Here is a 21,796-nt window from a genome sequence, read left to right on the forward strand (position 1 = left end):
AATTCATTTCCGGCTCGAGCCGATCTCGAGTAGATGCTGCGACGCTCGGTGTCGCAAAGAGAGCAGGGGTATGGATGTCAGCGCATGATACGAACTCTTCAGGTGACGGCAGAGTGGTGCTGGTGACCGGCTCGTCATCGGGAATCGGTGCGGCCGTGGCACGTCGCTTCGCGGCCGGCGGCGCTCGGATCGTAATCAATTCCGCGACGTCGGCGGACGCGGGGCGTCAAGTGGCACAGTCTCTTCCAGACGCAGTCTATATTCAGGCCGACATTTCCGACGCCGACCAGGCGAACGAGCTCGTCGCCAAGAGCGTCGACCACTACGGGCGGCTGGATGTGCTCGTCAACAATGCCGGCCGCACCCGCGCGATCCCGCACCGCGACATTGCTGCAGCGTATCCGGATATCTGGCGGGATATATTCGGGCTCAACGTCTTCGGTACCTGGCAGACAACGGTGGCCGCCATCCCGCACCTCGAGGCCACAGGTCGCGGCGCGGTCGTCAATATCTCGTCGATCGCGGGGAGCCGGCCGGCGGGCAGTTCGATTCCCTATGCCGTGAGCAAGGCCGCTGTCGAACATATGACGCGTTTGCTTGCAGCGTCTTTCGGCCCCACCGTCCGGTTCAACGCCGTCGCCCCGGGATTGATCGAGACGGCGTGGACCACGTCTGATGATTTCTTCGCGTCCATCGCGGCCCGAGTACGGGAGACCACACCACTGCGGCGTGTCGGACAGCCCGACGACGTCGCCGCAGCGGTGGTTCTGCTCGCCGAATCGGAGTACACGACCGGGCACGTGCTTTCCGTCGACGGTGGTGCACACCTGCTGTGACGATCGAGATACCCACGGAGGTTCGATGTCTTTGAGACTTGGCGCCAACCTGACTCATCAGGGTGCGGGCCCACTTGCCGAGGCAGCGGAGGCCTTCGGGTACGAGGTCGCGTTGATCCCGGAGGGCTATCGCTCGGACGCGCCTTCCATTCTGGGATTGGTCGCCGGGCGCACCTCGCGTATCGGTCTCGCCTCCGCGGTCATGCAGATTCCGGCGCGGACCCCGGCTCTCGCGGCCCTTACCGCCGCGACCCTGGACTCGATCAGCAACGGGCGCTTCCGATTAGGGCTCGGCGTTTCGAATCCCGATGTCTCCGAGGGCTGGTACGGCGTCAAGTTCGATCATCCGATCGCGCGCACTCGGGAATATGTGGATGTCGTCCGTCAGGCGATTGCGGGCGGGCCTGTCACCTATCGCGGCGATCATGTTCGGCTTCCCAGTGGGCGTCGTGACGGCGCACCGCTGGAACTGCGCACCGATCATCCGCGACCGGACCTGCCGATCTATCTGGCCGCCGTCGGATCGGGAAATCTGCGACTGGCCGGCGAGATCGCCGACGGCTGGATCGGAGTGTTCTGCTCCCCGGAGCGGGTGCGCAAGTCGGTCGCGGAGATCGTTACCGGCAGGTCGCGCCAGAACCGGGAGGTGGCGGATTTCGAAGTGCTGGTGAGCTTGCCGACTGCGATCGCGCCGAGCGTGCGGGCCGCTGCCGACATCGTTCGAGCCCAATACGTCTATCTCCTCGGCATCGGAGAGGAGGAGCACAATGTCTACTGCGCCATGGCCCGGGACCTCGGATTCGGTGCGGAGATCGAACGTTTCCGAGCGAAGCTCTCCGCCGGAGATCGTGCCGCGGCGGCGGCCGAAATTCCGCTCGAGTTCATCGATCTGACTGCGCTGATCGGTCCCATTCCCCGTCTGTCCCACCGAATGCGGGAGTACGCCGAGGCCGGCGTGACGACTCTCGGAATCATGGTGTCCGCTGCGGACACCACACTCGATGGCCGGATCGAGATCCTGCGCGGAGCTGCCGCCGCGCTTCGGTCGGCTGCCATCGACTGACCGCGTTCTTCCAACTATCAGGAGTTGACATGGTAGACAGCGTATTTGCCGCGCCCCGACAGGAGTCGATCGTTTTCGAGGAGGACTTCCGGTCGGGCTCCTTTGCCGACGGCCCCGGAGCGCGCTGGCGGTTGCGCCCGGCCGGTGGGCTGCCGGCCGGCGATGGCATCACCTCATTGCTCGACAGCGGCGGCGTTGTGGTCGTACCCGGCGCACGGCATCCACAGACCGGCGAACCCGCGTTCACCCCCGAATCGCGCTCGGGCGCATCCGCGGGCAATCATCTGCGCTGGGCCGCCTTCGCGCTGTCCGCTGCGCCGGCATCCGGTTCGATATTCGAACTCGGCGAAGGGGCTGCCTTCACTGCGGATTTGGCGATCGGCGCCGAGTTCTTCAACACCGATCCGATTCCTCGCACGGAGACGCTCGGCACCGCGGCCCATGACCTCGATGCCGGAATGGCGGCGATGATCTGCGCCGATTTCGAAACGGGCATGATCTTCGATATCGCATTGACGCGTCGGCACGTCTTCGTCCTCTACGAGCGGCTACCGCGTCCCGGCAGTGATCGAGCCGCCTTCTCCTATGCGATTCCGGTCGCCGATCACATCGAGGGAACCACCTATCGCTGCACTATCGCAGTGGACAGCGCAACCGGCACAGTTCGCTGGTTTCTGGACGGGAACGAGGTCCAGGCGATCGAACGGATCGGCCGCCGCCTGCCCTCGGACGATTATCTGATCTGGTCGACCGGGGGCTCGGACGATGATGTTCGACCTCGTGGATTGGCTCTCGGTTTCGGGATGTTCGCCGAATCGATCCAGGGTCAGGGAATGCGCGTAACGGTTCGATCCGCCCGCGTCCGGATCGGTACCCGCGTCAGGACGATGCGCTAACGGTGCGCCAATACCTGGGACGCATAGGTCTTCGCGGCTGCATCGAGTTGGAGTACGACGTGGCTGCCAGCGGTGTTCGCGTCCCGCCAGAATCGTTGTAGGACATTGGCTTCGAGATGAGCGCTGGTGCCGCAGCTGCGGAAGACACGATTGATCGCGGTCAGCGACAGATCCGTCGCCAGCGCACAGTCTCGGGTGGCACGAGCTGCGTGTGCCTGCTCGCCATCTGCCTCGGACGCGACGCGGTCGAATAACAATGAGGCGGCGTCGAGTTCGCCAGACGATCGGGCCAATCGAAGCTCTGCCGCCTGCGTAACCCCTGTGGATTCCAGAGATTCCATCCAGGCGGCTACGCCGCCGCGGGCAGCCCCGTGTGCCGGCGCTCCGAAACAAAGACCGTTGACCGCTCTGAGGGGCGCCCGGTGACATGGCGCCAGGGCGGCCGGTGCCTGACCTGCGAGCAGGTCCGACCTGTCGAACGAGAGTTCCTGCGGTACGAACACCTCTGGCAGGACGAGAGTATTGCTGCCGGTACCTCGCATACCGATGCTGCGCCATGTCTCGACCACTTCGTAATCGGCTCGCGGTACCGCGAAGAACCTGGCCTCGGGCTGCTGTCCGATCACGTTGGCACACACCAACGCCCATTCCGATGCGAAGGAAATGCTGGTGTAGGGCCATTCGCCCCGTACCCGCCAGCCACCAGAGGTGGCCTCGGCCTTACCGATCGGCATCAAAGCGCCGACCACCAACGTGTCGGGTCCGTTATGCCATAGGGCTGCTTGGCCATCGATCGGTAGGTACGCGCACATCCGGCCGATGTGCGCCGTAAGGGACGCACACCAGGCCGCCGAGGCGCAGCGCTGCGCGACCTCGATCACGGCAGTCGTCGCGTCGGCGAACGAGCCGGCCTGTCCACCCCAGCGGGCCGGAACGAAATGGCGCGCGAAACCGGCATCGATCACGGCCTCGACGACTTCTTGATCGAGACCGTAATTGAGCTCGGCAACCGCGGCGGTGCGATCGGCCAGATCGAGCAGGCGATCACCGACGGCGGCCGTCAGAGATTGCCTGGGGTTCGTGAACGATGTCGGAACAGACACGAGGATGGCCTTCCGGTGAGGGGTGAGCGCATATTGCTGTGCGGCCCGAGGTCAGGACCAACAGCACTCCATGCGTCTCGCACCACAGTCGAATCCAGCTCGATCGGTGTGCGACGAGGTCGATCAGTGGTGATGACTTCCGGAATGGTGGTTGCCGTCAGCGGCGCGAGCCGACACGCTATCTCTCGCGCCGGGGACGGCATTGATTTCCGGAGTAAATTTCGGCTGTGCGATGCCCCGGGAGCGGTGCAGGACAAGCAAGGCCCGTGCGTTCTCGCTCGTTTATGCGCAGGTTGGCAATCGCGATTGTCTCGGGCGTCCTCGCCGCTACCTTGACCTCAGCGCCGTTTCTGCCCTCGGCTGCGGCCGGGACTGGCGGACAGGGTGGTTCGGCGGTCGCACCGGATGGCTCGCGGATCGTGAATACCCGCGCCGATGGCGACAGGCATCTGGTTCTCACGGTTTTCTGTGCTGCGATGAACAGTGAATTCACGGTGGAGGTGCAGCGGCCCGCCGATGTGTCGGTGCCGCGGCCGGTGCTGTATCTGCTCAGCGGGGGCAGCGGCGGAAAGGGGCCGGCGTCATGGGATCACGAAACCCATGCCGGGGACTTCCTGGCGGACAAAGACATCAATGTGGTGCAGCCGGTCGGTGGTGCGGCGTCCTATTACGCGGATTGGCGGGCACCGGATCCATTGTTGGGCGTCGTGAAATGGAAGACCTACCTGACCGAGGAATTGCCACCGCTGATCGACGTGGCGCTCGGCGCCAATGGTGTCAATGCGATTGCGGGAGTGTCTATGTCAGGCACCTCGGTGCTGCAATTGCCGATCGCTGAGCCGGGCCTGTATCGGGCGGTGGCCGCGTACAGCGGATGTGCACAGATCTCCGATCCCGCCGGCCAGTCCTTCGTCCGTCTCACGGTGGCCTACAGCGGTGGTGATGCGGAGAATATGTACGGACCGCCCGATGATCCGCTGTGGGCCGCCAATGATCCGTATGTGAACGCGGCAGGGCTGCGCGGTCTCGACCTGTATCTGTCGAGCGGCAACGGGCTGCCCGGTCCCTATGACACGACGCGTGATCGGCACCTCGTCGACGCGGGGGTGGGCGCGCTGGCGAACCAGATCGTTGTCGGCGGTGTCATCGAGGCCGCAGTCGACCATTGCACGCGCGCCATGGCACATCGATTGGCGGAGTTGAACATTCCGGCAACCGTCGAACTGCGCCCGTACGGTACCCACTCCTGGGGATACTGGGACGACGAATTGGCCGCCTCCTGGCCGGTGCTGGCGCACGGCGTGGGACTGCCCGCGTGACGGTGGCGGGCGTTCGGATCAGCGGGTGTAGCGGATCAGGGCGCGGGCTTTGGCCTTGGCGGCCTCGGTGTCGCGGTCCCGGGGTGGGGCGTTGGTGGTGAGGCCCGCGAGGAGTTTGCCGGTCGCGGCGGCGACCTCTTCGATGGCGAGGTCGAAGGCGGCCTGGTTGGCCTGGGAGGGTTTGGTGGTTCCGCTGATCTTGCGGACGTACTGCAGGGCTGCCGCGTGCACCTCTTCCTCGGTGGCCGGCGGCTCGAAATTGTGCAGGGTGTGAATGTTGCGGCACATGGGTGTGAGCCTACGCCCGGGGTCCGACGGGGCCGCCGAATCGGAGCCTGAGCGAGGGATTGAATGCGCTGGTCAGGACCTTTCGCGGCCGCGAACCTCCGTGCGGTCGGGAGAAGGTCCCGGTGCCGCCGATTGTGCGCCGAGGCAGCGGATTTCCTCGGAATCGGGGCAAGATCGGAAGCGGCAACGACGGCTCGCTCGTTGCGATCCGAGGACACTGTCGAAGGAGATCGTGATGACTGAAGCGTTTGTGCTCGGCGGCGTTCGAACCCCCTTCGCCCGGTACGGCGGTTCGCTGTCGCACATTCGTGCCGACGACCTGCTGGGGATGACCATGAAGGGTGCGTGCGAGCGCGTCGGCGTGGGTCTCGATCAGATCGAGGACATTGTCGCGGGCAGCGTCGATCCGGCCCACGAGGGGATGGGTGATGTCGCGCGGTGGGCGGCGCTGGCGGCGGGATTCCCCGACACGGTGGCCGGGGCGACGATCAACCGGTTCTGCGGGTCGTCGCTGAGCGCGACCGTCAATATCGCGCACGCGATCACAGCGGGGGACCCCGACGAGAAGCTGACACCGAAGGGCGGCGCGGTGGCAATCGGCCACCCGTTCGGCGCCACCGGCGCCCGCTACGTCCTGACCCTGGCCACCGAACTGCGGGAACGCAATGCGCGCTACGGCGCGATCGGAGTCTGCATCGGATCCGGTCAGGGAGTCGCAATCGTCCTCGAAAACCCTTCCGCCGCTTGAGAAGTCTCACCGAAGCGATGACGTGCGAGGCTTCGGACAGCTCGTCGCGCTGACGGGTGTTGTTGTCGGAGGCCGCCGGTACATTGATCGCTGGCGATCCGGTGACCGGCATCGTCGATATGCCGGGAAACCGTCTGGCAGTGCTCAAAGCCGCCGACGGCAACCTCATCGCCATCAATCAGTCGGTCGGCTGGTAACTGCGATCCGGCCTGCCCACCGGCCGGTGGCTGGTCGAGCCGGCGGGGGCGGCCGCGACTTCGGAAGCCGCCCCGGCCCGGCTGCCACATCCTGGAACCTCCAGTCGGGCTTGGGCTTTGACGCAACGCATGCCTCGCCGGCGTGTAACTCCAGGTAGTATGTGGTGACACGATTCTGGATGGGGGACATCATGTCGTCGAATAATCACAGGGTGCAGGTCGATGATCCGCGCGCCCGATGGCGCCACCTGCCCGCCGAGCCTGCCCACTACGTCGAGGAAACCCACATCGACGGGAGTTCGTCGAGCTACACGGTGCCCGCCGTCGACCCGACCCAGGATTTCATTCGCCTCTACGGCGGCTAGAAGCTGTCGGCCAGCAGGGCGTACTCGGCGGCGGTGCGATGCAGGATGTTGGTCTTGTCGTGGTCGTTGAGCACATCGACGTACCGGCCGTAGGCGAGATAGCACTTGTAGGGCGGAAAACCCGCGGCAGGCGCCTTCGGGTCCAGCGCCAGACACTGGGCATCGGGGACATGGGCGGGGCTGTCCATGTCCCGGTATCGGGTGTGGCGCAGGAGAGTCACGGCGGCGACAAGCCCATGGCCGGCTTGCGCGTCGCGCACGCGAAACAATGTGTCGTATTCCAGGTAGGACATCGCGTCGGCCCCCGCGTCCTGCAGTATCCGCTGCCATGTGACCGAATCCGTCGAGGTGGCGGTGAGGTAGTTCGTGCTGTAGACGGCGAAGACCTCGATGTCCGGATTGCGATCGTCGCGCTGCCCGACCATGGAACGGGCGAGCATGCCTTCCTCGTCGATGCGCAGTGCCGCGAAATCCTTTGCCGGAGTGGGCTTGAACTTGTCCACGGCGGCGAGCTGCATGTCGAAGGCCCGCCGCACCCACCCGAGCAGATCGTTCTCGTCCGCCACGGGCCGCCGCACCGAGACACGGAGCACGAACTCGCCGTGTGCCAGATATGCTCCGATGCTGGGTGTGCCCGGACGCCAATGAACTTGCGCAGCAGCATAATCGGTGAGTGTGAGCGTGCGATTCTGGTCCGGAGCCGAGGCGAGATCGGCGGCCTCCAGTTCGGTCGCCGCCCGCTCGGCATGCGCGGCATCGGGAAACCGCAGCAGTGTGCAGGTGAGCGCGGTCTCGGCCGGATTCGGACCGGAACCTGGTGTATCGGACCCGTTCACGGCATAGCCGACCAGCATTCCTTCCCGCGTCAGTACGGCTTTCGCGGCCGCGGGGACACCGCCCAGCTGTACCGCCGCGTTGTTATCGCTCAACACCCCGCCCGCCCGGCCCACCGCGAGCATCGGATCGATCTGCACGTCCGGAACCAGCGCCGCGGACATCCGCATGCCCTCGACCTGCGCACCGTAGGACCCTGCCGGGCGATCGTAGTCGTGGCGCGTCAACGGATAGGGACCGACATCCAGTACCCGCACATCGATGGGCCTCGAGATCGGCGTACCGGCGATCGAGCACGCCGCGAGCAACCCCGTAGCCACGAAAACCGCTGCCAGCGAAGATATTCGCCATCGACCGGTCATGATCGCCCCCTGGTTCGACCCGATCTTTCGAGGCTACCTCCGGACCGCGCCGACCGATGCCGGATGAGCGAACTGTCCACGTCCCGCACGACCACCCGAGCGGATGCCAGTAGTTCACCCACGCTCGAGCATGAGTGAAGTACCGGCATGCGCGCGAAGCGGATCAGAGTGCGTAATCGATACCGCGTGATTTACGGCAGCTGGCCGTTGGCGTACAGGTAGCCGACGACGCCGCCGATGAGGCAGCCGGGAATCGCGGGCAGGATGAGGAAGATCCCGCCGATGACAGCGCCGAGCGCGCAACCCACCGCGATATCGATGATCTGCTGGTCATTGAGCGCGAAGTCGATATTCTGCGCCGTGGTGGAGTTCGACGGCTGCGCGGGCGCCGCGTCGGGGCGGAGCACCGTCATGCTGGTGCCTGCGTTATTGATCTGCGGCTGCAGCCGGATCTTTTGTCCCGCCGACGTGTAGACCAGCGGAATCTGGCCGATCACCGCACCGTCGGACGCCGTCACGGCCAGCGTGTCGCCATCGGCCGTGGTTTGGAACTTCCCATTGACCAGATCCGTGCTGACCGAGGAACCATCTGCTTTCCAGGAGGTGGTGTAGGTGACGCCGGAAACAGAGCTGGTCACCTGATCCGTGGCCGGCACCTGCCCGGAGGCAGTACTCGCGGTCGCACCCAGGACTGCGGTGGTCAACACTGCGGTCGCAGCGAACTTCGTGATTCTCATTTAATCCTGTTCCGTCCTAGCACAGGGTTCACGCTGAGCCGCAGCGGTATGGGAACGCTTGCGGGGAACCCTGTTCGAGATAACTTGTCCGAACCGTGATTACACTACATTCGAGTCGGGGAACGGGTTTGGCGCAAAGGCGCCAAGGGTGGGTGCCGGTCAGGCGGCGTCGATATCGATGGCGGCCAACACTTTCGGAGATCGAACGTATCCGTATTCCGATGTCGATGAACTCGAATTCGCCTACTGGGCAATGAAACTGACCGAAACCCGGATGGAACCCGGCCGCGTTCACCAGCGAACCAGCGCAGCGATGGTGGATTCGGTCACGACTGCTGCAGGCTGGTATTGCTGCCCGGCGACGCGGCGGGGTGGCGGACGAGACCCTCGACGCGATCCACGATCACAATGAGATCCGGAACGCGATCGCCGCTGTGGCATCTGTTCAGGTCGGTACCGACGACTGGTATGCGGCGGTGGCGGCGGCGAACCCGGCCAACAGCGATCACATGGCCGAGGAAGAGCGAGTGCTCAGTGAGGTGTGCTACTACCTCGACGCCCCGGCCTTGCACGCGGCTCTCGATGAACTCCTCGGTCATCTCGACCCCGGCGGCACCGTCGTCGGCGTGCACTGGCGGCATCCTGTGCCCGAGTACCCACTGACCGGCGACGAGGTCCATGCCGTTCGCGGCGGCCATCCAGGTCTGACGGTGCTGGCCCGCTACAGCGACGACGATTTTCTGCTGGAGGTGTACACCACGGCACGGATTGGGCACCGTTCCGTCGCTCAGGACGAAGGCCTGGTCTGAACCGCAGGCTCTTGGCTCGTCGAGCTCAGCTCTTGTTGCGGGAGAGCATTGCCCAGGCGGCCGTTCCGAGGAACAGCACAATGCCGATGATCGCCAGCCAGAACATGCCCTTGATGACAAAGCCGAGCACTGCCATGACCAGCCAGATGATCAGCAGAATACCGATGAGTGTCAGCATTGCTCAACAATGGCACGGAGCACCTCGATTTCCGCGGAGACACTCGGCCGGTGGGGAAGCGGCTGCTCGGCGACGGTTTGTCTCGCAACTGCGGGGGTATGCACACTGTTGGCCCGAGCCGCTATCCTGCACGGACGTCCAAATTTCGGGAGAATCATGAAGTACTCGCAGTGCGCAGTTTCCGGAAATTGCGTCACCACTCAGGGGGACGGTGGGCAGTCCTGAAGATTCTGATTCTCGGTGGTACCCGGGAGGCCCGGGAAATCGCTGATATTGCCTCCGGCGAGCGTGGATTCGAGATCGTTTCCTCGCTCGCCGGACGCGTGCGCGAACCTGTGCTTCCGGTCGGCGCGGTGCGCGTGGGGGGATTCGGGGGAGCCGACGGGCTGCGCAAGTGGCTTGCCGGCAATGGGATCGGCGCTGTGATCGATGCCACCCACCCGTTTGCCGGGGGTATTACCGCCAATGCGGCATGGGCCGCCGCGGAGTCCGGGTTGCCGGTGCTGCATGTGCGCCGCCACGGCTGGAGCGAGCAGGTGGGGGATCGGTGGATCCGGGTGCCGGACCTGGCCGCGGCGGCGGAAACCGTTGCGGGACTGGGGGAGCGCGTATTCCTCACCATCGGCCGCCAAGGGGTGGCGGCCTTCGCGGGCTCGGAGCAGTGGTTCCTGATTCGCGCCATCGACCCGCCCGAGGGCGCGGTGCCCGCGCGGCATGAAGTGCTGCTGGCCCGCGGACCCTTCAGCGTCGCAGACGAAACCGCGCTGCTGGCCGCGCAGCGCATCGATGTGCTGGTGACCAAGGACAGCGGGGGAGCCTTGACCGAGGCCAAGCTCGCCGCTGCCCGTGCGCTCGCGCTGCCTGTGGTCATGATCGACCGCCCGTCGCTGCCGGCGGGTGCGGTGCAGGTGGAAACAGTTGCCGCAGTACGGGATTGGCTGCGGCAACAGTCCTAGGACAACCGGCTGCTGGGGTCGAGCAGCTCGGGGAGCCGGTCGAACCAGTCCAGTACGGCGCGTTCGTAGCGAATGCCGAAATCCACGGTCGCGCGCTCGAACGGTGACATGCGCTCCTCGTCGTGTCCGGCGAGGTAGGAGGTCAGCCGTTGTTCGTGCAGTGGGCGATTGGCGGCGATAATGCGTTCCAGGCGTGGCGGATCGACGAATTCGCCGAACGACAGGGTGAGCAGCAGCGGCACCCGGATGGTCTCCGCGCCCGGGTCGCGGGCGATCCACTCCGCGAACGCCTCCCGCCCGTCCTCGGTAATGCGATAGGGCGTGCGGTCGCGCGCTCCGGCCTCGCCTTTGTCGACGAGGCCGTGCTGATGCATGGTCGCCAGCTCGCGGTACACCTGACTCTGGGTGATGGTCCAGAAGTCGCCGATGCGATCCTGCGCCTGGGCGACCAGGTCCCACCCGGACATATCGCCCTGATGGAGGAATCCCAATAAGGATGCGGCCGTCGAATTGAGAGGGCGCCGCGTCTTGTCGTCTGCCACTACACTCCTTCCAGCCTGCATTCCACTATGGAATATTAATCGCCGTACCGTCGAGAAGTGAACACCCGGGGCCCGCCGGCCGCGTCGAACACCGTGGTGGTCGATGCGCCCACGATCAGCAGGGTGCGCATATCCACCTCGGCCGGGTCCAGATCGGCGAGAGTCACCACCCGCACCGATTCGGCCGGACCGCCCACATCTCGCCCGATCACCACCGGGGTCTCCGGCGTGCGGTGCTCGAGCACGAGATCACGCATGGCGGCCACCTGCCAGGTGCGCTGTGACGAGGCCGGGTTGTAGACGGCGAACGCCATATCCGCGGCGGCCACCGCGGCGATCCGCCCGGCCACCACCTCCCAGGGCTTGAGCCGATCCGAGAGCGAGATCATGGCGAAGTCGTGCCCGAGCGGTGCACCCGCGCGACTGGCCACGGCACTGGCCGCGGTCACCCCGGGCAGCACTCGGACCGGCACATCGCGCCACTGCGGATCGGCCGACTCCTCGACCACTGCCGCCGCCATGGCGAATACCCCGGGATCTCCACCCGAAACAACCACGACCCTCGCACCACCCTTGGCCAGATCCAAAGCCATTGCCGCCCGCTCGGATTCGACCTTGTTGTCACTGGAATGCCGTCGCTGTCCCACCCGCTCCGGCACCCGATTCACATACGTCGCGTACCCAACGATATCGGTAGCCTCGGCCAGCGCGCGCGTCACCTCCGGCGTAGTCCACTCCGCGGCCCCGGGTCCCAGCCCGATCACCACCACCTCACCGATCGAATCATCCTGCGCCGCGGCCGCGCTCGCGGCAACGGCAACGGCCGCGACAGTGCCGGCGACAATCGTGCTCATGGTCGCGCCGGCGGTATCCGTTGAGGGCGCGCATGTCACCTCGGCGGTCGCTGGAACGGCAGGCGCCGCAACGGTGTCGGCGACAATCGTGCTCATGGTCGCGCCGGCGGTATCCGTTGAGGGCGCGCATGTCACCTCGGCGGTCGCTGGAACGGCAGGCGCCGCAACGGTGTCGGCGGCTGTTGTGCTCGTCGTCGTGGCAGCGGGGTCGGCTGCGGGCGCGGTCGATGGCGCGACACGCACCGTGGTGGTATCGGCACTCGTCACGCTGGTGGTCGTGACGGTGGTACCCGCGGCGGGTGCTCCCGCTGCGGTGGCACCGGTGGCCGAGTCGGTGGCGGCCCGCGCGGTGATTGTTTGTGATGCGTCTGCTCCGCCGGCGGTGCGGCGGTTCGTATCGACCGTGCCCGCGGCTCCGGCAGCTGCCAGCGTGGAATCGGTCGATGAAGCGGCGGAGGCGCTTTCCGTCAGGGTGATTCGCGTCGCGGGCTTGGGACCGGGGACCACCGTGATGGCGAAGTACGGCACGCTGGCTTCGTCCACGTCGGCGGCGCGCAGGACGCGCTGGCGGGTGGAGCTGGCGCGCTCGACGTAGTAGGCGTCGGCGAGGCGGCCGGAGTCGGCGAGGGCCTGGCGGACGCCGGGGTAGGTGCGGCCGAGTTTCATGATGGCGACGCCGTCGGCCTCGCGGAGGCGGCGGGTGAGTTCGTCGGCAGGCATGGTGCCGGGCAGGACGGTGAGGACCTGATCGCCCTCGACCAGTGGGGTGCCCAGGGCGGCCGAGGCGGCGCTGACCGAGGTGACGCCGGGGATGATCTCGGTGTCGAAGTCGTCGGCCAGGCGGCGGTGCATGTGCTGGAAAGAGCTGTAGAACAGCGGATCTCCGGCCGCCAGCAGGGCGACCGACCGTCCGGCGGCCAGGTGTTCGGCGAGGCGCGCGGCGGCGGTTTCGTAGAACTCGTCGATGGCTCCCTGATAGCCACCGGGGTGATCGGTGGTCTCGGTGGTCACCGGGTAGACGAGGTGCTCTTCGAGCTGGCCCTCGCGCATATAGGGCGCCGCAATGGCGCGCGAGATGCTGCGTCCGTGCCGGGCGCTGTGGAAGGCGATGACATCGGCCGCGCCGATGATTCGCGCCGCCTTGACCGTCACCAGTTCCGGATCGCCGGGGCCCAGGCCCACACCCCAGAGCTTGCCGCTCATTCTTGTTCGCTCGCAATCGCATTGAGGGCGGCGGCGGTCATGGCGCTACCGCCGCGCCGGCCACGCACGGTCAGGAATTCGATGCCGCCGTATTCGGCGAGGGCCTGCTTGGATTCGGCCGCGCCGATGAAGCCGACCGGAATGCCGAGCACGGCAGCGGGTTCGGGTGCGCCGGCGTCGAGCATGTCGAGCAGGTGGAACAGCGCGGTCGGCGCATTGCCGATGGCCACCACCGCACCTTCCATCCGATCGCGCAGCAGTTCGAGCGCCGCAACGGATCTGGTGTTGTTCATCTCGGCCGCCAGAGCGGGCACGCGCGGATCGCCGAGCAGGCACAGGACCTCATTGTCGGCGGGCAGCCGTTTCCGGGTCACGCCCGAGGCGACCATATTCGCATCGCACAGAATGGGCGCACCCGCGCGCATCGCGGCCCGTGCCCTGGTCACCACATCGTTGCTGAATTCGACATCTCCGGCCAGATCCACCTGCCCGCAGGCATGAATCATGCGCACCACCACCTGCGACACGTCCGCCGGAAAGCGGGCCAGATCCGCTTCGGCGCGAATGGTCGCGAACGAGCGCCGATAGATCTCGGCCCCGTCGGTGAGGTAGCTGGTGCGCACGTCGGACATGGGGTCCACCCTAGATTTCCGCTACGCGTGACCTGGGGGCGGGTGGTGTCGCTTCGCGGAAATCAGGTGCGCGGGCGTTCCAGCAACCGGGACATGACGATGCTGCTGCGGGTGCGGCCGACGCGGGCGTTCTCGCGGATGCGCTCGACGGTGACCTCGATTTCGGCCATATCGGTGGCCATGACGTGTACGAGGGCGTCGGCCTCGCCGGCAATCGTCCAGATACCGATCACCTGGGGGATGGGTTCGAGGCTGCGGCGCAGTTCGGCGGGGGAGATGTTGTCGCGGTAGTAGACCTCGACGTAGGCCTCGGTGCGCCAGCCCAGGGCGGCGGGATTGACCAGGGCGGTGAAACCGGTGATCTGCCCGCCCGCGACCATCTTGTCGACGCGGCGTTTGACGGCCGGGGCGGAGAGCCCGACGATCGCGCCGATCTCCTGGAAGGAGGCGCGGGCCTGCTTCAGCAGAATGGCCAGAATTCGCCGATCGAGATCATCCACCGGTCTCTCCGTTCGCGGAAGCGTGGTGTTTTTCGCCCTGACGCAATGATTCGCCGCGAAATCATGAATCTACGCAACGATTCGCTATTTCAAACGCAACGGTACGCCATTTACCTTCGGGATCAAGCATTGTCCGCGCTGTTCCCGAAGGAGCCTCGTTGACCTCCGTAGCCACGCTTCGCGCCCCCGAACCCGCAGGCATCCGCCGTCCCACTCCGCGCCGCTACCTCATGTGCCGTCCCGACCACTTCGACGTCTACTACGCGATCAATCCCTGGATGGACACCTCCGCTCCCGTGGATCGTGCGCTGGCACGGGCACAGTGGGAGAACCTGCGCGCCACCTACGAACGGCACGGGCATGTGGTCGATGTGGTCGAGGGTGTGGCCGCCCTGCCCGATATGGTGTTCGCCGCCAATGGCGGTCTGGTGATCGGTGACCGGGCGCTGTCGGCCCGCTTCGCCAATCCCGAGCGCGCCGCCGAAGGCCCGGCCTATCACGATTGGCTTGCCGCACAACGGTTCACCCAGGTGCTGGCCGCCCGCGAAACCAATGAGGGCGAAGGTGATTTCGCCATTGCCGGGGACCGCATTCTGGCGGGCACCGGATTCCGCAGCTCCCGCGCCGCACACGAGGAGGTGCAGGAGTTCTTCGAATTACCGGTCATCTCACTGGAATTGATCGATCCGCGCTTCTACCACCTCGATACCGCGCTCATGGTGCTCGATGACACCATCGCCTACTACCCGGCGGCCTTCAGCGGTGAGAGTGCGCGCCTGCTCGCGGGCATGTACCCGGACGCGCTCCTGGCCACCGAGGACGATGCGAATGTGCTCGGCCTCAATGGCGTCTGCGACGGCTACCACGTCTTCATGAGCGAGCGCGCGACCGGCTTGGCGGCGCAGTTGCGGACGCGCGGCTATGAACCGGTGGGCATCGACCTGTCGGAATTGCTGAAGGCCGGTGGCAGCGTGAAGTGCTGCACCTTGGAACAGCATGCGGTCAGAACGGCAGCGTTGCCTTCCATGGACTGACCGCGGGATCGTGCAGGGGATGCGCCTGCACGAGGAAGCGCAGCAGTAGGATCGCTCCACTGATCTGTAGTAGGGCGAGTGGAATCTCGGCGACCACCGCGGTGGTCACCGAGACCCACAGATCCTCGGGCGCGGCGGTGACGATATCGAACCAGGCATCCACCAGCAGTAGCAGTCCGGTGCCGAAGGCGGGCAGTACCAGCATGACGTGCCGCCGCCACCCGAGGTAGGCCGTCGCGGCCATCATGAGCACCAGCAGCACATCGAACCCGATCCAGGTCAGCGACCAGTTGCGGGCGTGATAGTCGGCGGGCAGCGTGAGGCCCAGGTATACGAGCCAGGGGATCATGGCGAGACATCCACCGACCATGAGCGTCAATCGAATACGGCGATGCAACCGCACCAGTTCGGGCCGGGGCAGCCGCGGCTCCCACACCCGCAAGCGTTTGATGAGCTCGCGCCGCTCCACATCGGACATGGCCGCGATCTCCTCATCGCCCATTCTCGAAATGGTCATGCCGACCTCCTGCACCCGATCCGTATGCCTGATCCGGACAACACTTCACGCCCTCTGAACCATCCACTCTGCGCCGGAAAGATCGCCGTGAACAGTGCGGTGGAGACTTCGCACCCCTACGACCGGGAAGTCGTGCCGAACATGTCCGGGAAGTCGTGCCGAACAGGGCTCTCAGTCGGCCGGATCGATGCGGTAGCCGTCGCCGGTGGCGATGATGTCGGTGACCGCGCCGCGCGGCCGGCCGCAGCGGCGCTCGCAGCCGGACCAGTGCTGGCGGCCGGACGCCACGATTTCGGCGGCTTCCAGCCCTTCGCGGGCGAATTGGGGCGCTCCGGCGGGCACTACACGGCCGGATTCGACCGCCTCGGCCACATCGGCGCGTACGTCGGTCCGGGATTTCGCGCAGCCCGGCATGCCCGCGCAGGCACTGACCAGCAGCCAGGGGGAGTGCGCATCGAAGATCAATCCCATGGGCGCGAGCACCCGCACCACCTGCTCGGCGGCCCACTCGTCGAGATCGGCGATCACCAGACTCCGCCACGGGGTCAGCAGGATCGGCCGCTCCACGGCGGCGATGAATTCCGCGGTGCGCGCGGGCAGGGAACCGAGCGGCACCCCCGCGCCCAAGGCCACACGATCATCGCCCTGGGTCATCCAGCCGATCGGAATCTCGTGCCGCACACCGATTTCGATGGATTCGTCGCTGGTATCGAGTCCGGATCGAGTGGTCAGCAGTCGATCGGTGAGACGGGGCCCGGCGTCGGGGATCTCGTGCAGCCGCCACTGCCCGTCGCGCAGTTCGAGAAAGCCGTGCGCGGCCGCGAGCATGAGGCCGACCGCGTCGCCGGCAGACACCCGCACCCCGGAGTCCGCACCCGCCAGCAACAGCGCATAGGTGTCGCCGTCCACCGCGTGCACACCGATATCCCCGCCGAGCCCGCTGACATCACCGCGGCCGTCATCGAGCGTGAACAGCACGCGCCCCGGCAATTTCGCCAGCAATGGGTCGGCCTGCAATCCGGCATCGAGTGCAACAACCAGTCCGTGCACATCGGCCGCGCCGCCGACCCGCCCGGCCAGCGGTGAGGCGATGATATTGCGAATCCGCTCGTGCGAGGCGCTCGGCAGCAGCCCTGCCGCGGTGAGCCGCGCTTCGAGTGCGCTCGCATCGCGTACCCGCCGCAGCTGCACATTGCCGCGCGAGGTGAGTTCGATACTGCCGTCGGCCAGTTCGCGCGCCGCCTCGGCGAGCGCCTGCAACTGCTGCGGGGCGAGCTGCCCGCCGGGCACGCGAATACGCGCGAGGGGCCCGTCGGCGGCATTGTGCAGACGCAGCACGCCCGGGCAGGAATCGGGATCTGTTCGGGTCATGACCGGTCAAGCCTACGGTGACCGGCGGTGCGGGAGTTTATCGAGGTCCGTGCTGCGCTTGCCATTCCGGCCAACCGGCCTGGTGCGGTTCGATCGAGCTCGGGACACCGCGGCGCAGCGCGAAGGCCGGTGACGTTTCCCAGGTGTCCTGGAGCAGGTTCGGGGTGTTGTGGTGATCGAGGTGGTCCCGGTGCACGGTGGTCAGCTGCACCGTGATCCCGAAGAGAGCCGTGGCGGCGAAGATGATGCCCGCGAGCATCGCGTACCGCGTATTGCCACTGCCGGCGGCGACCAAAGTCATGCCCAGCATTGCGAAGGCAACCAATGCGCAAAGATATCCTGACCAGGCAGCGAATCGATTCCGCCTGACCCATCCTGGAGTTTTCGGCATACGGGCAGCGTACGCGCGGATTTCATAGCGGAACAGCATTGCCGACCAGGCTTTGCCGCACTGTGATCAGGGCGCGATAGCATCGGCGGGCTCGTCGGACGGAAGTAGCCGGTGCAATTCCGGTGCGGTCGCGCCACTGTGACAGTCAGACCTTCCCGTCGAGCGCCACACCGTGCTGGGCGCGTCACCCGAGGAAGGCCGAAACCTGTGATTTTGCTGCTGTCCACGTCCGATACCGATCTGCTGAGCGCACGTGCCAGTGGAGCCGAGTATCGGCTCGCCAATCCCGCGCGACTGCTGCCGGAGGATCTGCCGGCGCTGCTGGACGGCGCCGATCTGGTGATCGTGCGCATTCTCGGCGGTAAACGGGCGTGGGAGGAAGGTCTGGAGGCGGTGCGCGCCAGTGGGACTCCGCTGGTCGCGCTCGGCGGTGAGATCGCACCCGATGCCGAACTCATGGAGTGCTCCACCGTGCCCGGCGGTGTGGCCGCCGATGCGCACAACTATCTGGCGGCCGGTGGGCCCGGAAACCTCTTGCAGCTGCACAACTTCCTCTCCGACACCGTGCTGCTCACCGGATTCGGTTTCGAGCCGCCGGTGGAGCTGCCCAGCTGGGGCCGGCTGGAACGGGATGCGCGCCCGGTAGCCGAGGGTGCGCCGACGGTGGCTGTCGTCTACTACCGCGCCCAGCATCTGGCCGGGAACACCGGTTATATCGATGCGCTGTGCCGGGCCATCGAGGACAAGGGCGCGCGGGCGCTGCCGGTGTACTGCGCCTCGCTGCGGACCGCCGAGACCGATCTGCTGGCGGAGCTGCGCCAGGCGGACGCGCTCATCGTGACCGTGCTCGCCGCCGGCGGTACCAAACCGGCCACGGCGTCGGCCGGTGGTGATGACGAGGCATGGGATGTGGGTGCGCTCGCCGATCTGGATGTGCCGATCCTGCAGGGGCTCTGCCTCACCAGCGGCCGCGAGCAGTGGCAGGCCAATGACGACGGCCTCTCACCGCTGGACGTCGCCACCCAGGTGGCGGTGCCGGAGTTCGACGGCCGCATCATCACGGTGCCGTTCTCGTTCAAGGAGTTCGACGCCGACGGCCTGTCCACCTATGTGCCCGATCCGGAGCGCGCTGCCCGCGTGGCCGGAATCGCGGTGCGGTACGCGCGACTTCGGCATATTCCCAATGCGGACAAGCGCATTGCCCTGGTGCTGTCGGCCTACCCGACCAAGCACGCCCGCATCGGCAATGCCGTCGGCCTGGACACCCCGGCCAGTGTGCTCCGGATTCTCGATGAATTGCGTGCCGCCGGTTACTATCTCGGCGAGCCGGGGGAGATCCCCGGCCTGGAGGAGGGTGACGGCGACAAGCTCATCCACGCGCTCATCGCCGCCGGTGGCCAGGACCCGGACTGGCTGACTGCGGAACAGTTGGAGGGCAACCCGATTCGCATCGGCGCCGATACCTACGGCGCCTGGTTCGCCACGCTGCCGGAGGATCTGCGCGAGGGCGTCACGCAGGCGTGGGGCGCCGCACCCGGCGAGCTGTATGTGGATCGCTCCGCCGATCCGAAGGGCGAGATCGTCATCGCCGCACTGCGTTTCGGCAATATCGTGCTGATCGTGCAGCCGCCGCGCGGTTTCGGGGAGAACCCGGTCGCCATCTACCACGATCCGGATCTGCCGCCGAGCCACCACTATCTGGCCGCCTACCGCTGGCTGGCCGCGCCCGACGGATTCGCCGCCGATGCCATGGTGCACCTGGGCAAGCACGGCAATCTGGAATGGCTGCCGGGCAAAACCCTCGGCATGTCCGCCTCCTGTGGCACCGATGCGGCGCTCGGAGATCTGCCGCTCATCTACCCGTTCCTGGTGAACGATCCGGGCGAGGGCACGCAGGCCAAGCGCCGCGCCCACGCCACCCTGGTCGATCATCTGATTCCGCCCATGGCGCGCGCCGAAAGCTACGGCGATATCTCGCGTTTGGAGCAACTGCTCGATGAGCACGCCAATATCTCCACCCTCGATCCGGCCAAACTGCCCGCCATTCGCCAGCAGATCTGGACGCTCATGCGCGCGGCCAAGATGGATCACGACCTCGGGCTGGCCGAGCGACCGGACGAAGACGTCTTCGACGATATGCTGCTGCACGTCGACGGCTGGCTGTGCGAGATCAAGGATGTCCAGATCCGCGACGGGCTGCACATTCTCGGCCAGGCGCCCGCCGGTGCGGCCGAGGTCGATCTGGTGCTCGCCATGCTGCGCGCCCGCCAGCTGTGGGGCGGCGAGGTGAATGTGCCCGGTCTGCGAGAAGCGCTGGGGCTCAGCGAAAGTGGTGACGAATCGCGCGAGCGGGTCGATACCGTCGAGGCCCGCGCCCGGGAACTGGTCGCGGCCATGCAGGAGGTCGACTGGGATGTCGATTCCATCGACGCCGTCACCGAGGACCTGGTCGGCACCGAGGATGCCGCGCGCCTGGACGCAGTGCGCCGGGTCATGGGATTCGCTGCGACAGAGGTGGTTCCGCGCCTGCGCCAGACCGGTATCGAGATCACCCGTATTCTGCACGCGCTCAATGGCGGATTCATTCCGGCCGGGCCCAGCGGTTCGCCGCTGCGCGGGCTCATCAATGTGCTGCCCACCGGCCGCAATTTCTACTCGGTGGATCCCAAGGCCGTCCCCTCGCGGCTGGCCTGGGAAACCGGTCAGGCCATGGCGGATTCGCTGCTGGCGCGTTATCTCGCCGATCACGGCGAATATCCGCGCTCCGTGGGCCTTTCGGTATGGGGCACCTCCGCCATGCGCACCTCCGGCGACGATATCGCCGAGGTTTTCGCGCTGCTCGGTGTGCGCCCGGTCTGGGACGAGGCCAGCCGCCGCGTCACCACGCTGGCGGCGATCGATCTCGCGGAGCTGGGCCGTCCGCGCATCGATGTGACCGTGCGCATCAGTGGCTTCTTCCGCGATGCCTTCCCGCATGTGCTGGCGCTGCTCGATGACGCGGTACGCCTGGTCGCCGAGCTCGATGAGCCCGCCGAATCCAATTACGTTCGCGCACATGCCCAGGCGGATCTGGCCGAGCACGGCGATGAGCGCCGCGCCACCACCCGCATCTTCGGATCCAAGCCGGGCACCTACGGTGCGGGCCTGCTGCAGCTCATCGATTCCAAGAGCTGGCGCACCGATGACGATCTGGCGCAGGTCTACACGGCCTGGGGCGGTTTCGCCTACGGCCGCGATCTCGACGGTGCACCGGCCGCCGACGATATGCGCACCGCCTATCGCCGAATCGCGGTGGCGGCCAAGAACACCGACACCCGCGAACACGATATCGCCGACTCCGACGACTATTTCCAGTACCACGGCGGCATGGTGGCCACGGTGCGCGCGCTCACCGGTAAGAATCCCGAGGCGTATATCGGCGACAGCACCCGGCCGGATGCGGTGCGCACCCGCACGCTGTCCGAAGAGACCGCTCGGGTATTCCGGGCCCGCGTGGTGAATCCGCGCTGGCTCGAGGCCATGCGCCGGCACGGTTACAAGGGCGCGTTCGAAATGGCCGCCACGGTCGACTATCTGTTCGGCTACGATGCCACCACCAATGTGGTCGCCGACTGGATGTACGAAAAGCTGGCCGAGAGTTATGTATTCGACGATGTGAATCGCAAGTTCATGGAGCAGTCGAATCCGTGGGCGTTGCACGGCATTGCAGAGCGTTTGCTGGAGGCGGCCGAGCGCAAGCTCTGGGAGGCTCCGGAGGCCGATACGCTGGAGCGTCTGCGCCAGGTCTACCTGGAAACCGAAGGCGAACTGGAATAAGCGAATTCCGCTTCACGCGGTGTGACGGGTTGTCCGCAGAGGACATCGGCGGACAACCCGGACACCTGTTCTACCCTCGGAGTGAGTCTGAGAGGACCATAAGAATGGTTCCCTCGTCATACTCGGGGAGGCATCGATAGCCGAGGCGCCGGGAACTCCCAACACACTAGTGGGTTTGATAATTAGATGTGGATTCCTTGATTCGCCGCGTGAATCCGGTACGCGCAATCGAGTCGTAGTCTCCG

General features: G+C 66.2%; 22 protein-coding genes. 10 read left to right on the plus strand and 12 right to left on the minus strand.

Annotated elements, in window-relative coordinates:
* The first annotated feature begins 113 nt into the window (after positions 1–113).
* The 3 genes from OG716_RS08990 to OG716_RS09000 are packed head-to-tail and all read left to right on the plus strand — an operon-like array spanning position 114 to position 2,795.
* A complete protein-coding gene (locus tag OG716_RS08990) occupies positions 114–836 on the plus strand; it encodes an SDR family NAD(P)-dependent oxidoreductase (protein WP_405137197.1) in 723 nt (240 codons plus the stop codon).
* Positions 837–861: 25 nt separating this feature from the next.
* The gene (locus OG716_RS08995; RefSeq protein ID WP_405137198.1) at positions 862–1,899 is read left to right on the plus strand and encodes an LLM class flavin-dependent oxidoreductase; all 1,038 of its coding nucleotides are present in this window, start codon (positions 862–864) and stop codon (positions 1,897–1,899) included.
* Between the two features lie 29 nt (positions 1,900–1,928).
* Positions 1,929–2,795: a DUF6081 family protein gene (locus OG716_RS09000; protein ID WP_405137199.1), complete on the plus strand. Its 867-nt coding sequence runs from the start codon at positions 1,929–1,931 to the stop codon at positions 2,793–2,795.
* Here the strand turns inward: OG716_RS09000 and OG716_RS09005 are convergent.
* Positions 2,792–3,760, minus strand: a complete 969-nt coding sequence (locus tag OG716_RS09005) for a hydrolase (protein ID WP_405137200.1) — start codon at positions 3,758–3,760, stop codon at positions 2,792–2,794. The two genes, OG716_RS09000 and OG716_RS09005, sit on opposite strands and share 4 nt — an antisense overlap.
* 422 nt (positions 3,761–4,182) lie before the next feature.
* Here OG716_RS09005 and OG716_RS09010 point away from each other — a divergent pair, with 422 nt between their 5' ends.
* Positions 4,183–5,217, plus strand: a complete 1,035-nt coding sequence (locus OG716_RS09010) for an alpha/beta hydrolase (protein ID WP_405137201.1) — start codon at positions 4,183–4,185, stop codon at positions 5,215–5,217.
* An 18-nt stretch (positions 5,218–5,235) separates the two neighbouring features.
* On the opposite strand, the gene OG716_RS09015 is transcribed toward OG716_RS09010, so the two are convergent.
* A complete protein-coding gene (locus OG716_RS09015) occupies positions 5,236–5,505 on the minus strand; it encodes a DUF2277 domain-containing protein (RefSeq protein ID WP_405137202.1) in 270 nt (89 codons plus the stop codon).
* A 235-nt stretch (positions 5,506–5,740) separates the two neighbouring features.
* Here OG716_RS09015 and OG716_RS09020 point away from each other — a divergent pair, with 235 nt between their 5' ends.
* Complete coding sequence (locus OG716_RS09020; RefSeq protein ID WP_405137203.1) at positions 5,741–6,253, plus strand: hypothetical protein; 513 nt, start codon at positions 5,741–5,743, stop codon at positions 6,251–6,253.
* Between the two features lie 388 nt (positions 6,254–6,641).
* Positions 6,642–6,815: a hypothetical protein gene (locus OG716_RS09025; protein ID WP_405137204.1), complete on the plus strand. Its 174-nt coding sequence runs from the start codon at positions 6,642–6,644 to the stop codon at positions 6,813–6,815.
* Here OG716_RS09025 and OG716_RS09030 read toward each other — a convergent pair.
* Complete coding sequence (locus tag OG716_RS09030; RefSeq protein ID WP_405137205.1) at positions 6,812–8,011, minus strand: hypothetical protein; 1,200 nt, start codon at positions 8,009–8,011, stop codon at positions 6,812–6,814. The two genes, OG716_RS09025 and OG716_RS09030, sit on opposite strands and share 4 nt — an antisense overlap.
* Positions 8,012–8,202: 191 nt before the next feature.
* Positions 8,203–8,748 carry a hypothetical protein gene (locus tag OG716_RS09035; RefSeq protein ID WP_405137206.1) on the minus strand — a complete coding sequence of 182 codons (546 nt, stop codon included), beginning with the start codon at positions 8,746–8,748 and terminating at the stop codon, positions 8,203–8,205.
* Between the two features lie 371 nt (positions 8,749–9,119).
* Here OG716_RS09035 and OG716_RS09040 point away from each other — a divergent pair, with 371 nt between their 5' ends.
* Positions 9,120–9,557 carry a hypothetical protein gene (locus OG716_RS09040; protein ID WP_405137207.1) on the plus strand — a complete coding sequence of 146 codons (438 nt, stop codon included), beginning with the start codon at positions 9,120–9,122 and terminating at the stop codon, positions 9,555–9,557.
* Between the two features lie 25 nt (positions 9,558–9,582).
* Here OG716_RS09040 and OG716_RS09045 read toward each other — a convergent pair whose 3' ends face one another.
* A complete protein-coding gene (locus OG716_RS09045; protein ID WP_405137208.1) occupies positions 9,583–9,735 on the minus strand; it encodes a hypothetical protein in 153 nt (50 codons plus the stop codon).
* A gap of 170 nt (positions 9,736–9,905) precedes the next feature.
* On the opposite strand from OG716_RS09045, the gene OG716_RS09050 reads away from it, so the two are divergent.
* A complete protein-coding gene (locus OG716_RS09050) occupies positions 9,906–10,691 on the plus strand; it encodes a cobalt-precorrin-6A reductase (protein WP_405137209.1) in 786 nt (261 codons plus the stop codon).
* Here OG716_RS09050 and OG716_RS09055 read toward each other — a convergent pair.
* The 4 genes from OG716_RS09055 to OG716_RS09070 form a co-directional block, all read right to left on the minus strand.
* A complete protein-coding gene (locus OG716_RS09055; RefSeq protein ID WP_355121674.1) occupies positions 10,688–11,254 on the minus strand; it encodes a PadR family transcriptional regulator in 567 nt (188 codons plus the stop codon). The two genes, OG716_RS09050 and OG716_RS09055, sit on opposite strands and share 4 nt — an antisense overlap.
* A gap of 14 nt (positions 11,255–11,268) precedes the next feature.
* Entirely contained in the window at positions 11,269–13,290 is a 2,022-nt protein-coding gene (gene cobJ / locus OG716_RS09060; protein WP_405137210.1) for a precorrin-3B C(17)-methyltransferase, read from the minus strand.
* The gene (locus tag OG716_RS09065) at positions 13,287–13,922 is read right to left on the minus strand and encodes a precorrin-8X methylmutase (RefSeq protein ID WP_405137211.1); all 636 of its coding nucleotides are present in this window, start codon (positions 13,920–13,922) and stop codon (positions 13,287–13,289) included. The genes cobJ and OG716_RS09065 overlap by 4 nt, the downstream gene beginning before the upstream one ends.
* A 62-nt stretch (positions 13,923–13,984) precedes the next feature.
* A complete protein-coding gene (locus tag OG716_RS09070) occupies positions 13,985–14,422 on the minus strand; it encodes an Lrp/AsnC family transcriptional regulator (protein ID WP_327139704.1) in 438 nt (145 codons plus the stop codon).
* Positions 14,423–14,580: 158 nt separating this feature from the next.
* Between OG716_RS09070 and ddaH the strand changes: the two genes are divergently transcribed.
* Positions 14,581–15,456, plus strand: coding sequence for a dimethylargininase (gene ddaH, locus OG716_RS09075; RefSeq protein ID WP_405137212.1), 876 nt, complete (start codon positions 14,581–14,583; stop codon positions 15,454–15,456).
* Here the strand turns inward: ddaH and OG716_RS09080 are convergent.
* The 3 genes from OG716_RS09080 to OG716_RS09090 all read right to left on the minus strand — a co-directional run bounded on the left by OG716_RS09080 (position 15,425) and on the right by OG716_RS09090 (position 17,669).
* Complete coding sequence (locus OG716_RS09080; protein ID WP_405137213.1) at positions 15,425–15,973, minus strand: hypothetical protein; 549 nt, start codon at positions 15,971–15,973, stop codon at positions 15,425–15,427. The two genes, ddaH and OG716_RS09080, sit on opposite strands and share 32 nt — an antisense overlap.
* 171 nt (positions 15,974–16,144) lie before the next feature.
* Entirely contained in the window at positions 16,145–17,344 is a 1,200-nt protein-coding gene (cobG, locus tag OG716_RS09085) for a precorrin-3B synthase (protein WP_405137214.1), read from the minus strand.
* A gap of 37 nt (positions 17,345–17,381) precedes the next feature.
* Complete coding sequence (locus tag OG716_RS09090; RefSeq protein ID WP_327139700.1) at positions 17,382–17,669, minus strand: hypothetical protein; 288 nt, start codon at positions 17,667–17,669, stop codon at positions 17,382–17,384.
* A 273-nt stretch (positions 17,670–17,942) separates the two neighbouring features.
* On the opposite strand from OG716_RS09090, the gene cobN reads away from it, so the two are divergent.
* Positions 17,943–21,551, plus strand: coding sequence for a cobaltochelatase subunit CobN (gene cobN, locus OG716_RS09095; RefSeq protein ID WP_405137215.1), 3,609 nt, complete (start codon positions 17,943–17,945; stop codon positions 21,549–21,551).
* The last annotated feature ends 245 nt before the right edge of the window (positions 21,552–21,796 follow it).

Origin of the sequence: Nocardia sp. NBC_01388, from assembly GCF_045040085.1 — a bacterium.
GTDB lineage: Bacteria > Actinomycetota > Actinomycetes > Mycobacteriales > Mycobacteriaceae > Nocardia.

What these genes read in the sequence shown, in the direction of transcription:
- OG716_RS09035 (WP_405137206.1), bottom strand. Translation starts at nt 8,748, where the DNA reads ATGAGAATCACGAAGTTCGCTGCGACCGCAGTGTTGACCACCGCAGTC.
- OG716_RS09010 (WP_405137201.1), top strand. Translation starts at nt 4,183, where the DNA reads ATGCGCAGGTTGGCAATCGCGATTGTCTCGGGCGTCCTCGCCGCTACC.
- cobJ (WP_405137210.1), bottom strand. Translation starts at nt 13,290, where the DNA reads ATGAGCGGCAAGCTCTGGGGTGTGGGCCTGGGCCCCGGCGATCCGGAA.
- OG716_RS09000 (WP_405137199.1), top strand. Translation starts at nt 1,929, where the DNA reads ATGGTAGACAGCGTATTTGCCGCGCCCCGACAGGAGTCGATCGTTTTC.
- cobG (WP_405137214.1), bottom strand. Translation starts at nt 17,344, where the DNA reads ATGACCCGAACAGATCCCGATTCCTGCCCGGGCGTGCTGCGTCTGCAC.
- OG716_RS09080 (WP_405137213.1), bottom strand. Translation starts at nt 15,973, where the DNA reads ATGACCATTTCGAGAATGGGCGATGAGGAGATCGCGGCCATGTCCGAT.
- OG716_RS09030 (WP_405137205.1), bottom strand. Translation starts at nt 8,011, where the DNA reads ATGACCGGTCGATGGCGAATATCTTCGCTGGCAGCGGTTTTCGTGGCT.
- OG716_RS09045 (WP_405137208.1), bottom strand. Translation starts at nt 9,735, where the DNA reads ATGCTGACACTCATCGGTATTCTGCTGATCATCTGGCTGGTCATGGCA.
- OG716_RS09020 (WP_405137203.1), top strand. Translation starts at nt 5,741, where the DNA reads ATGACTGAAGCGTTTGTGCTCGGCGGCGTTCGAACCCCCTTCGCCCGG.
- OG716_RS09015 (WP_405137202.1), bottom strand. Translation starts at nt 5,505, where the DNA reads ATGTGCCGCAACATTCACACCCTGCACAATTTCGAGCCGCCGGCCACC.
- OG716_RS09065 (WP_405137211.1), bottom strand. Translation starts at nt 13,922, where the DNA reads ATGTCCGACGTGCGCACCAGCTACCTCACCGACGGGGCCGAGATCTAT.
- OG716_RS09025 (WP_405137204.1), top strand. Translation starts at nt 6,642, where the DNA reads ATGTCGTCGAATAATCACAGGGTGCAGGTCGATGATCCGCGCGCCCGA.
- OG716_RS09055 (WP_355121674.1), bottom strand. Translation starts at nt 11,254, where the DNA reads ATGCAGGCTGGAAGGAGTGTAGTGGCAGACGACAAGACGCGGCGCCCT.
- OG716_RS08995 (WP_405137198.1), top strand. Translation starts at nt 862, where the DNA reads ATGTCTTTGAGACTTGGCGCCAACCTGACTCATCAGGGTGCGGGCCCA.